The organism is Algibacter lectus, assembly GCF_004368925.1.
GTDB classification, from domain to species: Bacteria; Bacteroidota; Bacteroidia; order Flavobacteriales; family Flavobacteriaceae; genus Algibacter; species Algibacter lectus.
The window spans coordinates 391,159-404,397 of sequence record NZ_SORL01000007.1; the positions used below are offsets into that span (position 1 = coordinate 391,159).

12 protein-coding genes are annotated in these 13,239 nt (G+C 30.8%); 4 read left to right on the forward strand and 8 right to left on the reverse strand.

The genetic code is table 11. The annotated features are described in order from the left end of the window. The first annotated feature begins 29 nt into the window (after positions 1-29). Together DFQ06_RS02655 and DFQ06_RS02660 are read left to right on the forward strand one after the other, a co-directional pair. Entirely contained in the window at positions 30-806 is a 777-nt protein-coding gene (locus DFQ06_RS02655; protein WP_133965868.1) for a polysaccharide biosynthesis/export family protein, read from the forward strand. 196 nt (positions 807-1,002) lie between these two features. Next, entirely contained in the window at positions 1,003-3,198 is a 2,196-nt protein-coding gene (locus DFQ06_RS02660) for a GumC family protein (protein WP_159140042.1), read from the forward strand. Between the two features lie 96 nt (positions 3,199-3,294). Here DFQ06_RS02660 and aroB read toward each other — a convergent pair whose 3' ends face one another. Next, positions 3,295-4,362 carry a 3-dehydroquinate synthase gene (aroB, locus tag DFQ06_RS02665; protein ID WP_074935986.1) on the reverse strand — a complete coding sequence of 356 codons (1,068 nt, stop codon included), beginning with the start codon at positions 4,360-4,362 and terminating at the stop codon, positions 3,295-3,297. A gap of 92 nt (positions 4,363-4,454) precedes the next feature. Between aroB and DFQ06_RS02670 the strand changes: the two genes are divergently transcribed. Continuing rightward, on the forward strand, positions 4,455-5,630 hold the full coding sequence (locus tag DFQ06_RS02670) for a proline dehydrogenase family protein (protein ID WP_074935984.1): 1,176 nt from the start codon (positions 4,455-4,457) through the stop codon (positions 5,628-5,630). On the opposite strand, the gene DFQ06_RS02675 is transcribed toward DFQ06_RS02670, so the two are convergent. From DFQ06_RS02675 to DFQ06_RS02690, 4 genes are all read right to left on the reverse strand, one after another. Beyond that, positions 5,627-6,697: a polysaccharide biosynthesis protein gene (locus tag DFQ06_RS02675; protein ID WP_133965871.1), complete on the reverse strand. Its 1,071-nt coding sequence runs from the start codon at positions 6,695-6,697 to the stop codon at positions 5,627-5,629. The genes DFQ06_RS02670 and DFQ06_RS02675 overlap by 4 nt on opposite strands. Before the next feature lie 69 nt (positions 6,698-6,766). After that, a complete protein-coding gene (locus DFQ06_RS02680; protein WP_133965873.1) occupies positions 6,767-7,360 on the reverse strand; it encodes a sugar transferase in 594 nt (197 codons plus the stop codon). Then, on the reverse strand, positions 7,360-7,737 hold the full coding sequence (locus tag DFQ06_RS02685; RefSeq protein ID WP_133965874.1) for a DUF4258 domain-containing protein: 378 nt from the start codon (positions 7,735-7,737) through the stop codon (positions 7,360-7,362). Before DFQ06_RS02685 ends, DFQ06_RS02680 begins: the two co-directional genes overlap by 1 nt. Positions 7,738-7,772: 35 nt before the next feature. Further along, positions 7,773-8,972: an alanine dehydrogenase gene (locus tag DFQ06_RS02690; protein ID WP_042506886.1), complete on the reverse strand. Its 1,200-nt coding sequence runs from the start codon at positions 8,970-8,972 to the stop codon at positions 7,773-7,775. Between the two features lie 180 nt (positions 8,973-9,152). On the opposite strand from DFQ06_RS02690, the gene DFQ06_RS02695 reads away from it, so the two are divergent. Beyond that, positions 9,153-11,570: an outer membrane beta-barrel family protein gene (locus DFQ06_RS02695; RefSeq protein WP_133965875.1), complete on the forward strand. Its 2,418-nt coding sequence runs from the start codon at positions 9,153-9,155 to the stop codon at positions 11,568-11,570. Between the two features lie 311 nt (positions 11,571-11,881). Here DFQ06_RS02695 and DFQ06_RS02700 read toward each other — a convergent pair whose 3' ends face one another. The 3 genes from DFQ06_RS02700 to tsaE form a co-directional block, all read right to left on the reverse strand. Beyond that, entirely contained in the window at positions 11,882-12,358 is a 477-nt protein-coding gene (locus tag DFQ06_RS02700) for a hypothetical protein (RefSeq protein ID WP_235833468.1), read from the reverse strand. A gap of 7 nt (positions 12,359-12,365) precedes the next feature. After that, complete coding sequence (locus DFQ06_RS19340) at positions 12,366-12,509, reverse strand: hypothetical protein (protein ID WP_162857623.1); 144 nt, start codon at positions 12,507-12,509, stop codon at positions 12,366-12,368. Between the two features lie 196 nt (positions 12,510-12,705). Continuing rightward, entirely contained in the window at positions 12,706-13,110 is a 405-nt protein-coding gene (gene tsaE / locus DFQ06_RS02705) for a tRNA (adenosine(37)-N6)-threonylcarbamoyltransferase complex ATPase subunit type 1 TsaE (protein WP_133965877.1), read from the reverse strand. Between the last annotated feature and the right edge of the window lie 129 nt (positions 13,111-13,239).

The window sequence follows — 13,239 nt, forward strand, 5'->3', positions numbered from 1 at the left end:
TAGTTTCCCCTAAATATTTTATTATACCCATGTCTATATATTTTTTTAAAAATAAGTTCTATTTTGTATTAATTTTATTCGCTCTATTTTGCTTATCCTCATGTCAAACAAAAAAGGATGTTATTTATTTTCAGAATGCTAAGAATTTTGAAACTATTGTCGATACAGATACGTTCAAGGCCAAGCTTAAGTATGGTGATATTTTGAGTATCTATGTATCAACTTTTGATCTTACAGTAACTAAACCTTACAATATTCTAATGGAATCTGGTAGTTCAGGGCAGTTTATAACTTACTTGATAGATACAGAAGGTAATATTGATTATCCAGTACTTGGAAAAGTTAAATTAGTTGGGTTAACTATTGAAGAAGCAAAAGAGTTGTTTAAGAAAAAGTTTGAAGAAGGTCAACTTCTTAAAGATCCAGTAGTTATAATAACTTTTACAAATTTTAGAGTTACTGTTGCGGGAGCTGTTAATAATCCTGGAGTATACCCTGTATCTGGAGAGCGCATATCAATATTGGAGGCGCTTGGATTGGCAGGAGATTTAAGTATAAAAGGTAGACGTGATAATATTTTAGTTATTAGAGATTTTAATGGTTCTAAAACCTATACAAGAGTCGATTTAACGAGTAAAGAAGTGTTTAATTCCCCCGTGTTTTATTTAACACAAAATGATTATATTTATGTTGAACCTAATAATTCTGCTGTTAGTGGTGCGTCTGGTGATAGTAGAATTGGTACTATCATTAGTATCACATCCTTTGTGCTAACAACAGCTCTTATTTTTGTAACTCGAAATTAGCCTTAATTTTATGACTTCAATTGAAAAAAAAAATGATTTGGAAAAAATAAGTTCAGATCGATTTAACTTTAAAAAAACTATAGGTCTATATACTAAAAAATGGATATGGTTTTTATTAAGTATAATATTTTTTTGTGTATTAGCTTATTTTCAAATTAAGATTACCATACCTAAATATGGGGCAACTGCTAAAATTATGCTTTTAAGTGATAATGACGGCACGGGAGGAGCTAATGCCTTAAAAGAGTTATCGCTTTTTTCGGAAAATGAAGAGGCTGCTATTGAAGACGAAATAGAGGTTATGACTTCTAGGACCTTTATGAAGGATATTGTGAAAAAGTTAAAACTTAATACGCAATATTTTGCCTCAGGTAGAGTTAACGAATACGAGCTGTATAAAACAAATCCTTTTAATGTGAATTTTATATTATCAGACTCTATCGCTGATAATATCTCTTATAGTTTTTATATAGATATTATCTCGGATACAGAATTTAACTTCAGGGTGTTAGAGGAGGATATTCCTCAAAAAATGACCTTTGGTAAGAATATATCAACAGAATATGGTAGTATGGTTTTAATACCTAGAGAAGACTATCAAGGAGTATATACTACTACAATTAGAGTTCAGATTAGTCCTGTAATGGAGATCGCTACCTTGTTAAATAGTACTGTTTTTGTATCTCCAATAGCTAAATCCTCTAAGGTTTTATCGATATATTATGAGGATAATGTACTGCAAAAAGCAAAGGATGTTATAAACACAGTAATAGAAACTTATAATGTAATCACACTAGAAAAGAAAAATATTCGCTCAGAAAATACGGTAAAGTTTATCGAAAAAAGGATTGATTCTATAACATATGATTTGGTTAATGTCGATAATAATATTGTAAGATATAAAACTGTTAACAAAATTACTGATGTAGCTTCTGAGGCAGGACAGCTCTTGGCTTCTGGTACTCAGAATGAACAACAAATAGATGGAGCTAAAACAGAACTCCGAAAACTTAATTATATGACAGAGTCTTTAGGTGATAATAGTTCTTTTTCTCCGATTCCGTCTAATTTAGGATTAGGAGACGCTTCTATAAGCACATTGTCGTCTAAGTATAATGAATTATTAAGAGAGCGAGATAATAAATTAAAAAGTGCGGGAGAGCGAAACCCTATTGTTTTAGAGTTAAATGAAACATTAAGAGGTATCAAACAAAATTTAAGTAGTAGTATAAAGAACTCAAAACAGTCTTTAGGTATTCAAATCAATAGTCTTCAAAATCAATCGACACGCTTAAGTTCAAAAATCTATGCAGTTCCTGGGCAAGAAAGCAAATTACGCTCAATCGAAAGAAAGCAAGGGATTAAAGAACAAATTTATTTGTTTTTATTAGAGAAGCGCGAAGAGGCAGCTATTACATTAACAGCAACAACTCCTAATTTAAAGATTATTGATGATGCTTATTCTTTTGGAGATGTAAATATGGATGGAAAAATACTGTATATAGGTGCTTTTTTTCTAGGCTTTTTAATTCCGTTTGGAGTGATTTATACTAAAGATTTATTGGATACAAAAATTCATAACAGAGAAGATCTTCAGAGAGAAATTAAAAACATCTCAATATTAGGTGAAGTTCCAAGATTGTCAAAAAGCGATAAAGACTTAGTAGAACGTAATGATCGTTCTGTATTGTCTGAATCCTTTAGAATTATAAGAACAAATTTCGATTTCATTATTAGAGGTCGAGAAGTAAAAAATTACAAAAATGTAATTTTCGTAACTTCAACTATTAATGGAGAAGGTAAGTCTTTTTTTAGTATGAATATGGCACTAACATTGGCTAATACGAATAAGAAGGTGCTATTGATTGGTGCGGATATTAGGAATCCACAAGTGTTTACCAAAATAAAAAATATTGAAAATAATTCAGAATTAAAAGGGCAAGGTCTTACTGAGTTTATTGTGGATAAATCGATTGAAGTTAAAGATGTAATTAGTAGTCACAGTATAAATAATATTGAAATAGATGTTATGTATTCAGGTGCTATCCCTCCAAATCCTGCAGAATTATTAATGAGCGATCGTCTTGAAGAGTTGTTTGATACTGTTGCTGCCGATTATGATTACGTTATGGTAGATACAGCTCCATCAATGCTTGTAACCGATACGTTGTTAATTAGTAAATATGCTGGACATACATTCTATGTAACTAGAGCAGGCTATACTGAAAAAGAGATCTTAAACTTTACTAAGGAGATTCATGCTGATAACAAATTGAACGGTATGATGCTTGTAGTAAATGATGTAGACCAGTCTAACTTCGGTTACGGAGCAAGATATGGTTACTACGGTGCGCCAGAGAAGAAAGGATGGTTTAGCAGAAAAAAAGCTTAAATATCTAATCAATTAATCCATTGATTTAAATAAAAAACGCGTTAAAGTATTTACTTTAACGCGTTTTTTTATGATATAAGCTTTGGTTATAAATGATTAATTAGCATAAAATTCAAAAGCATCTAGTATTATACTATCATCAACTAAGCAGTCTATTTTAGTAACGCCAACATCTTCTAGTAAAACAAAGTTAATATTACCGTGATGGTTTTTCTTATCGTATTTAAGTAATTCAATTATGGCTGGAAGTTCACTTTTTTCAATAGTGATTTTGCCATAGTAACTTAAGAAGAGTTCTTTAATTTTTAAGGTTTTCTCTTTAGGGAAATTTGTAAGTTCTGTAGAGATATAGCATGCTAATATCATTCCAACAACTACAGCTTCTCCATGAAGCAACGTTGTTTTATTCGGATTACTTAAAAAATAAGATTCTATAGCATGTCCAAGTGTGTGCCCAAAGTTTAGTGTTTTTCTTAAACCGTTTTCAAAAGGATCTTCTTCAACAACATTTTTCTTAATAATTACCGATTCATAAATTAACCCATCTAAATCATCTAAAGATAGTTTAGATAAATCTTCGAACTTACTCCAGTAACTATCTCCAGTAATTAAACCATGTTTTAACATTTCTGCTAATCCGGAACGCATTTGGTTTACTTCCAATGTGTTTAAATAATTAGTATCTATTAAAACCAAATCAGGATTGCTAATAACTCCTACTTGGTTTTTTAAATGTCCTAAATCTACACCGGTTTTACCTCCAACAGAAGCATCTACCATAGAAAGTAATGTTGTTGGCACATTTATGTAAGCGATACCGCGTTTAAAGGTACAAGCCACAAAACCTCCTAAGTCTGTAATAACTCCACCACCTATATTTATAAGTAAACTTTTGCGGTCGGCGTCTAATTCTGATAAGGTATTCCACACACCAACACACGTGTCAATAGTTTTGTTTATCTCGCCAGATTCTATCTCCATAATTTCAATTACAGCAGTTGTTTCCATTTTTTCTAAAAAAAGAGGTAAACAAAATTGATGTGTATTCTCATCAACAAGTATGAAAATTTTAGAAAAATTATTATCTTTAAGATGTTTGTTTAGTGAAGAATAACAAGTGTTATTAAAATGTATTGTACAGTTTTTTGTGCTAATAGAATCCATAAAATATTTAAACTTTTTAAGAATGTGAAATTAAGGAGATTTTATATAAAATGATAACTTAGCAATAATTATATTTGCAAAAAAAACGGCAAATGAATACGAATTTGATATTTAATAACACCGAAATCGCTTTTTCCTTGAAAAGTGACTCCGAATTAGAAAGAGCTTACTTCTTGTTTAAGATGATTTCTATAGAACCTTTGGTTCGTATTGGAACTGTAGCGACCAATTTTGCTTTAAAAGCGCATTTGCCTATTGAAGGATTAATTCGTTCTACGGTTTTCGATCATTTTTGTGGTGGGGTTAGTGAAGATGACTGCCTTGTCTCTATTAATAATATGTATGAAAAAGGAGTGAGCTCTGTTTTAGATTATTCTGTTGAAGGAAAAGAAAGTGAAACGGAATTTGATGGCGCTAAGGATAAGTTATTAAAAATTATAGAATTCGCTAAAAACCTTGATGCTATTCCTATTGCTGTATTTAAACCATCTGCATTTGGACGTTTTTATTTATATGAAAAATTATCAAATGGGGATACTCTAACAGAAAAGGAGCAAGAAGAGTGGGACAGAGTTGTAGCAAGGTTTGATAGTGTTTGTGCCAAGGCCAAAGCTTATGATGTTGCTGTGTTAATTGATGCAGAAGAAAGTTGGATTCAAGATGCCGCCGATGATTTAGTAAGAGCATTAATGGCGAAATACAATACAGAAAAACCTATTGTTTACAATACATTACAAATGTATCGCCATGATCGTATGTTGTTTTTAGAAGCTGAACACGCAAAAGCTAAAGTTGGAAATTATTATTTAGGTTTTAAATTGGTTCGCGGTGCTTACATGGAAAAAGAAAATGATAGAGCAGAAGATAAAGGCTATTTGTCTCCAATATGCGTAAGTAAAGCTGCGACAGATCAAAATTTTAATACAGCACTTAATTATATGTTAGAAAACCTAGACGACATGTCTGTTTTTGCTGGTACACATAATGAAGACAGTTCTTACTTATTAATGGATTTAATGAGGAAGAAAGGCATTGCCAATAATGATGCTCGTGTTTGGTTCGGCCAGTTATATGGTATGAGTGATCATATTAGTTTTAACCTTGCAAATGAAGGTTATAATGTAGCTAAATACATGCCATTTGGTCCTGTGAAAGATGTGATGCCTTATTTAATTCGTCGTGCAGAGGAAAATACTTCTGTCGCTGGACAAACAGGGCGTGAACTAGCGCTATTGTCTAAAGAGAAAAAGCGAAGAAAATCGATTTAATTTTTAAAGTAACTATTTAAAATGGCTTTTACTTCTTTATTAGGGGTAAAGGCTTTAATTTCTGAAATACGCTTTAAGTAGTTAACAGGAAATGTGTTTTGTGTTTTCTTTTGCACTATTAAAATATCTTTATGTTCTGAAGGCATTAGTATTTCATTTTCAGAAACTAAATCTTCATGAAGTTTTTCTCCTGGTCGTAATGTCGTGAATTTTAAGTCTACTTGTTTTTTATTGCAAAATAAAGTAAGACGTTCTACTAAGTCTATAATTTTTATAGAATTACCCATATTAAAAGTTAACAAAGTATTTTCTTGATACTTATTTTGAGATATTTTCAATATGAGTTCACAAGCTTTTTCTTTATTAATAAAATATCTAGAAATAGCCTTATGCGTTATAATAACAGACTCTCCTATTTCAATACGTTTTTTAAATAGCGGTACTACAGATCCGTTTGAACCAAATATATTCCCGAATCGCGTGGTAATAAATATGGTAGATTTAGAAGTTGATAATGAAAGTAGATAATCTTCAGCAATACGCTTAGAAATTCCCATTATACTTACTGGGTTTACAGCTTTATCTGTAGATATGTATATGAATTTTTTAACGCCATTAATAACAGATAAATCGGCAAGTATTTGAGTTGCTAAAATGTTCACCTTTATAGATTCAAAAGGATTCAATTCCATTAACGGTACATGTTTATAAGCTGCCGCATGAAAAATAACAGTAGGCTTAAGAGTTAAAAAAAGATGTTCTAAGCTTTCTTTTTGAGTAATATTTAAAATTAAGAAATTAACGTTTGTTCTGTTTTCAAATTCTGGTTCGTTAATTAAATCGTGTAATGGAGATTCAGCAATATCAATTAAAATAAGTTTTTTAAATTGATATTGGCTTATTTGTCTAGCAAGTTCGCTTCCTATAGAACCAGCAGCACCAGTAATTAGAATAGTTTCATTTTTAAAATCAAACTCTAAAATAGTTCTAGAAGGCTTTTCTATTTCAGGAAATAAACCTGATGTTTTTAGTAAGTGATCAATCTGATTTTGAGTTGCTGTATCCATTAAATTTTATCTGCTGTTATGCAAATTAGTGATAATAATTTCGAAGAACAAAACTTGTTGAAAAAGGAATTACTTCGCTATTACTTTTATAATAGTGAGTCCAATTAATTTTAAATCCAAAAAGAAGTTACGGTTTTTGATATATTCTTTATTGAATTTGAGCTTATCAGGAATTATCGTTTTTATAAATAATTCTTCAGGATTATCGGCTGCCTTTAATAACTCTACTTCATTTCTATATTTTAAAGAGGCTAAACCGGTAATTCCTGGACGTACCTGAAAAATTTTCATATCATCTTCAGAATAAAAATTAACATAATATCTAAGTTCAGGTCTAGGGCCAACAAAACTCATGTCGCCTTTTAGAATATTAATAAGTTGAGGAAATTCGTCTATTTTATAACGCCTTAAAAAATAACCAACTTTAGTAACGCGAGAATCATGGTTACCTAAAGTTAACAAGCCTTTTTGTTGCGATTGTATCTTCATGGTTCTAAACTTGAAAATATTAAAATCACAATCGTTTTTACCAACACGACCTTGAACAAAAAAAACTGGTCCTCTTGAATCTATTTTTATAATAATTGCCAAAAGAAGTAGAAGAGGCAATAGAAATATTAAGCCAAACAAAGAAAAAACAACATCGAAAGTTCGTTTTATCATTAAGGCTGTTCTATTTTTAAATCGGTAATAGTTGCAATACTATCGCAGTTTTCAACGGTTAGAATAACATCTTTTTCGTTGAATTCACCTTCTACCATATAAACACCACAAGGTTTGGTTCTAGGGTCACTATCAGAAAAATTGATGTCTCCTTTCTTTAGAATACGTCTAATTTCGGTAGAATCAATAACATTATCATCAATATAACTAAAAACTAAAGAGTTGAATACAATGGTTTTGGAGTTGATATTCTTTAAAACTCGAGCATCTGGGCCATAGCTACATGATGTTTTTTTTCCGTTTAAAAAGAACGCTAAAATAATTAAGCCAATAGAAAATCCGCCAAGATAATAGCCAATACGCTGAATAAGTTTCATTTAAAATAATTTGATAATAATTTAAGGAAAGTAGGCTAAAATATAAGCAAATTAATATCGCTGTATTCTAATCCAAACCATTCCCCCACAGATTTACTCGTTAAAATCCCGTGGTAAAAATACAACCCATTTTTTAAACCGCGATCAAAACGCAGCGAATTTTCTAAACCACCATCTTCTGCAATTTTTAGTAAATATGGCGTAAAAATGTTACTAATAGAAACCGATGCGGTTCTAGAATATCTTGCAGGAATATTAGGAACGCAATAGTGAACAACGTTATGTTTTACAAAAGTGGGGTGTTTGTGTGATGTAACTTCACTGGTTTCAAAACAACCGCCCATATCAATACTTACATCAATAATAATAGCACCTTTTTTCATGTGCTGGACCATGTTTTCTGTAACAACAATAGGAGCTCTATTAGTGCCACGAACGGCACCAATAACCACATCGCATCTTTTTAAGGCTTTAGTTAAGTTTTTTGGTTGAATAGTTGATGTATACAGCGGACGCCCCAAATGCGTTTGAATACGACGCAATTTTGTTAATGAATTATCAAATACCTTTACGTTAGCTCCTAAACCAATGGCGCTTCTACTTGCAAATTCACCAACAGTTCCAGCTCCTAAAATAACAACTTCTAAGGGTGGTACACCACTAATATTACCAAACATGAGTCCGTTGCCAGTATTGGCGTCAGATAATAGTTCTGCAGCGATAAGTACAGAAGCTGTTCCTGCAATTTCACTTAACGATTTTACCGCAGGATAGGCATTATCAGAATCTCTAATAAACTCAAAAGCCAATGCTGTAATGCGTTTAGCTGCTAAAGTTTCAAAATACTTTTTATGTTGTGTTTTTAACTGTAAGGCAGAAATTATTATGGTTTGCGGATTTATAAGCTTAATTTGTTCTAAACTTGGTGGTTCCACTTTTAAAATCATTGGGCAGGCAAAAACCTTTTCGGTGTCTTTTGTTATTTCAGCCCCAGCTTCACTATAATCTTTATCGCTAAAATTGGCGCCTTCTCCGGCACCAGATTCTAGTAAAACACGATGACCGTTACAAACTAAAGCGTAAACAGCATCTGGTGTTAAACACACGCGTTTTTCTTTGTATGCGGTCTCTTTTGGTATACCTATAAATAAATCTCCTTTTTTCTTGAATATTTCCAGAGTTTCCTCTTGAGGTAGAAGTTGTTGCTTCGTAAAAGGTGAAAGTATTTTATTCATATTTTTATTAAAAAAAAACAAATTACAAATAAAATTTGTAATTCAATTCATCTAAATATAGAATTAAAACGAAGAAATATAAACCTTCGTGGAAATGTAGGAATTTTAATTAATCGAGGTAAGGACATACCGCAAATTATATTCGTTTTTTTATTTTAAGTTTGCATTAAGTTTACATATATGATGCGAAAAATTGTTACTTTATTTATATATTTATTTTCAATCGTAGGCCTGTCTCAAGGCTTGAAAATAAAGGGAAAAGTTGTTGATACAAAAAATAATCCTATTGCTTTTGCTAACATAGTTGTTTCTATCGGAACAAACATTTCAGATTATAAAGGTACTATTTCTAATGAAACTGGAGATTTTGAAATAGATAATTTAGAAAGTAAAAAGTACACCTTGAATATTAGTTTTTTAGGATATAAAACCCAAACTATTGAAGTTCAGGTTGATAAAAATATTTCTCTTAACGATGTTGTTTTACAAGATGAAGAACAAGAACTAGATGGTGTGCTTATTGTTGCCAAAAAGCCAACAGTAAAGCGTTTAGTGGATCGTTTAGTTTTTAATGTTGAAAATTCTACATTATCTAATAATAACATGCTTGATGTTTTGAAGCATACACCTGGAGTTATGGTAAATAATGATGGTATTTCTGTAAAACATGCAAGCCCAACTATTTACATTAACGACCGAAAGGTGCATTTGTCTACCACAGAGGTTATACAGCTTTTGGAGAGTATGCCTGCTAATAATATTAAATCTATTGAAGTAATAAGTTCGCCACCAGCTAAATATGAGGCCGAAGGAGGAGCTGTACTTAATTTTATTACAAGTAAAAATTTGGTTTCAGGATATAACGGAAGTGTTTTTGGTAATTTTAAACAAGGATTTGAATTTCCAAAATATTCGGTTGGAACAAGTCATTTTTTTAAAGGAGAAAAAATAGATGCTTATGTTAATTATAATATTAGTCCGAGAAGAGATTTTAGACATACGGATGAGTTTATAAATTTTATCGATAATGATGCAACTACTTCTAGTTGGGAAACGGATTATAATAGAACTCGAAAATCATCAAACCAAAATATAAACAGTAACATAGATTATACTATTAATGAAAATAACATCTTAAGTTTTTCGGCTAATTTAATGTTTTTGCCTAAATCGGGAACTGAGACTGATATTAATTCTTTAACGGAAGTATATGGTGCAACAGGTGTATTAGATTCTACATTTAATACTATGAATACTGCTGTAGATAAAACGACTAATGCCGCATTTACATTAGATTATGTTCATAAATTAAATCAAGATGGAGAACAATTATCATTTAGCGTACATCACACCAATTTTAATTTCGATAGTGACCAAGTTGTAAATACAGAATATCTATTTCCTGATAAATCTTTAATTAGAAACAATGCGTTTGAATCGCTATCTAGCCAAGATATTAGGCTTTACACTGGGCAGGTAGATTATGAGTTACCTATTGGCGACTCGGCTTTTTTAGAAGCAGGAGGGAAGGCTTCATTTATAAACTCGGAGAGTGTTATAGATCGATTTTTGATTGAAAACGGCACTAGGGAACAAGATTTTACAAATTCTGACACTTTTCTATATGATGAAGCTAATCTAGCTCTTTACGGTAGTTATAGTAAAGATTGGGATAATTGGAGTTTAAAAACAGGATTAAGAACAGAATACACAACTATTGAAGGGAATTCGCTATCTGAAAATCAAACTAATAAATCTGATTATATTAAGTTCTTCCCGACGTTTCATATTATGAATGTTTTAAACGAAAATAATGAAATTTATTTCACTTATAATAAAAGTATATATAGACCAAGATATAGCCAGTTAAACCCTTTTAAATTCTTTTTAAGTGATAACTCATATAATACTGGAGATCCAAATTTAAAACCGCAAATTGACGATAGTTTTACTTTAGGTTATACTTTAAATTCAAAATATACTTTCGAGCTTTATTATAGAAACGAGAATGATCCTTCAATACAAATTACGTTTCAAGATAATGATTCTAAATTGTTAAAAAATATTGATACCAATATAGATAGAAGTATATCTTATGGATTGGATTTCACAACATTTACCCCCGTGATGTCTAACTGGGATGTTTATGCATATTCGTCATTGTTTTATTATGAAAATAGATTTACTGCTTTAGAAAGCAATAGCCAATTATATACTACCGATAAATGGTCTGTGTATTTGCAAATGGTAAATTATTTTTCTTTTTTAAAGGATAAAACATTAACCGCAGATGTAGTGTTAACTTATATTTCGCCATTAGTGAATGGACCTAGTGAAGTTAGTAATAGAACGGGACTAGATATAAGTTTTCGTAAAACGTTTTGGAATAATAGAGCGTCTTTAACTATGGGCGTTACAGATATTTTTAACACTCAAAATTTCACACAAACCACAAAGTATTTAAATCAGGATATATTATTAAATTCTAGAATTGAAAACAGAATGTTTACGCTTGGTTTTAATTATAAGTTTGGTAATTTCAGGTTACAAACAAATAAGAAAGATATAGAGTCTATTGAACGTGATAGACTAAATTAATTAGGCTAAAATTTCATTCGATGATTGCTATTTTGTATTACTTCTTTAAGCTGGCTTAAAACTTATTACTATAAACTCAATTTTAAAGCTCCTCCTAAATATTTAGACAACTTCTTTCACCTATGTTGAGATTTATTTTTGAGCACGTTAAAAGCTTTCATAAAAAAAGAATCCGCAAAACCAATTTGGCTTTGCGGATTCTTTTTTATATGATCTTCATGTATTTTTAAATACTATTTCCTGATAACACTAGGAAATCTTTCATAAAGCTTCAATAAAAGAAATACTGTTTACAGAGTAGTTAGTTCTTATTAGAAATATTCTTTTACTTTATGCCAAAAACTTGTTGGCGACACTTTAAATTCGTCCTCTAAATCTTGTAGGGACTTGTTTGCGTTATTTACCTTATTAAATATTTGTGCTCTTATTAGGTAAATGGAGGGAATGATTATAACCATAATCGGAATCAAATACACGAGTTGGTTTGAATCCACATAATTTAAATCATCATTTATTGTTGTGAATATTTGATAAATATACATCGAAATTGGCACTAACAATGTGTGGTACCACCAATGGCGACAAGTAAAAAACCAAATAAACAGTAAAAATAGGGGCATTGCTTTTCCCATTATGGTCCAAGCGACAGTAAGCATACTTCCGTAATATCTACTATCATATCTGAACAAAAAAGTATCCCAAGTTGGTGTATTTGGGACACTTTCGTATAGGTAAAATAAATAGGGGCTAGCTGCAATTAACGTTGCGACTATACTTCCTATTATCAAACTTTGTTTATCCGTGCGTTGGAACTCTGATTGCACTTCTTTGAATTTTTGCAGTTTGTTGTTCATCTTGATTAATTGTGTTAGCTGCATAAGCTGTCAACAACATTCCTCCGAAAATCGCAACTGCGATTAAGTAATTTTTTGCTTTCATTCTGTAGGGGTTTTAAAATTTATAATTCAAATCTAAATAAAGACCGAGTTGTAAATCCTACTGAAATGTTAAAATTATGTTAAAAACATTGTTTTTAAAAATTCCCGCTGTGGGTTTCCCGTAAAACATTATTTTTTAGGAACTTTTTTGGTTGTTATAGCGTATTACTAGCTATAGTTGTTAGGGTTGATACTGTTTATTCTGCTATTAATTGACGTTTATTTTCCGATTGAATTGATAACTTTATAACGCATTCATCACCCGATAAAATTGGTTCTATAATATCAGGCCATTCAATAATTATCCAATTATCAGAATCCAAATAATCTTCTATACCAAAATTATAGGCTTCTTCTAAATCATTAATTCTATACAAATCAAAATGAAAAATTTTTTCTTCATTCAATTTATATTCATTTACAATAGAAAAGGTAGGACTGCTAACATCGTCGTTACTACCTAAAGTTTTTACAATGGCCTTGATTAATGTTGTTTTACCAACACCCATATCGCCGTAAAATAATAGGGTTCTACCAGATGCATAACTAATAAGTTGTTTTGCAACTTGTTCAACCTCGTCTATTGTATAAATTATATTCAATTCGAAAATTTTAACTTAACAATATTAAGGAATATAATTTAAAAACACCAAAAAATATGTTAAACTTATTAGTGTTTATCGCTGCTCGCACATATTTTTTTGTAAAACGTAGTATGATTCTTTCTAATC

Bases quoted from the DNA above. Each gene is read 5' to 3' on its own strand.
- DFQ06_RS02680 (WP_133965873.1), bottom strand. From the start codon at position 7,360: ATGATAAAACGAACTTTCGATGTTGTTTTTTCTTTGTTTGGCTTAATA.
- DFQ06_RS02655 (WP_133965868.1), top strand. From the start codon at position 30: ATGTCTATATATTTTTTTAAAAATAAGTTCTATTTTGTATTAATTTTA.
- DFQ06_RS02685 (WP_133965874.1), bottom strand. From the start codon at position 7,737: ATGAAACTTATTCAGCGTATTGGCTATTATCTTGGCGGATTTTCTATT.
- DFQ06_RS02670 (WP_074935984.1), top strand. From the start codon at position 4,455: ATGAATACGAATTTGATATTTAATAACACCGAAATCGCTTTTTCCTTG.
- DFQ06_RS02675 (WP_133965871.1), bottom strand. From the start codon at position 6,697: ATGGATACAGCAACTCAAAATCAGATTGATCACTTACTAAAAACATCA.
- DFQ06_RS02660 (WP_159140042.1), top strand. From the start codon at position 1,003: ATGCTTTTAAGTGATAATGACGGCACGGGAGGAGCTAATGCCTTAAAA.
- DFQ06_RS02695 (WP_133965875.1), top strand. From the start codon at position 9,153: ATGATGCGAAAAATTGTTACTTTATTTATATATTTATTTTCAATCGTA.
- DFQ06_RS19340 (WP_162857623.1), bottom strand. From the start codon at position 12,509: ATGAAAGCAAAAAATTACTTAATCGCAGTTGCGATTTTCGGAGGAATG.
- DFQ06_RS02690 (WP_042506886.1), bottom strand. From the start codon at position 8,972: ATGAATAAAATACTTTCACCTTTTACGAAGCAACAACTTCTACCTCAA.
- aroB (WP_074935986.1), bottom strand. From the start codon at position 4,362: ATGGATTCTATTAGCACAAAAAACTGTACAATACATTTTAATAACACT.